Genomic DNA, 401 nt, shown 5'->3' with positions numbered 1-401 from the left:
CGGCGGCGCGAAGCGTGGCGACGAGATCGAGCCGGCCCCGGCGCGGGTCGCCGGCGCGCGCGCCGGCCGGGCGGCCCCGGCGGGGATCGGGCGCCCCCGCACCGAAGCGCCCGGCCCGGGCGGCGGCCTTGCCGGAGGCGCCGCCCGCGAGGGTCGCGAGCAGGTCGGCGGGGATCGCCGCGCGGGCGGCGGAGAGGACGAGGTCCTCCGGGGCGGGCCCGGGGGAGGCGTCGCGCGGTTCGTCGCGCGGTCCGTCGTCCGGTGGAGGCTCGGTCGCGGATCCGTCCCGGGCCTCGTCGTCGGCCGCGTCCTGCGGGGTCTCGTCCGGGTCGGGTGCCGTCGCCTCGGAAGCCGGCAGGCAGGTCGCCCGCGGCGCCAGGACGAGGCGGGCGGCCTCGGCC

1 pseudogene is annotated in these 401 nt (G+C 83.5%); it reads right to left on the bottom strand.

Annotated features, from left to right (window positions below):
• A pseudogene (gene bchD, locus AX737_RS34755) lies at positions 1 to 401 on the bottom strand (magnesium chelatase ATPase subunit D); the annotation flags it as partial.

It is taken from the genome of Methylobacterium sp. CCH5-D2 (assembly GCF_001556475.1).
GTDB classification, from domain to species: domain Bacteria; phylum Pseudomonadota; class Alphaproteobacteria; order Rhizobiales; family Beijerinckiaceae; genus Methylobacterium; species Methylobacterium hispanicum.
This window is presented reverse-complemented; position numbering and strand designations above follow the sequence as displayed.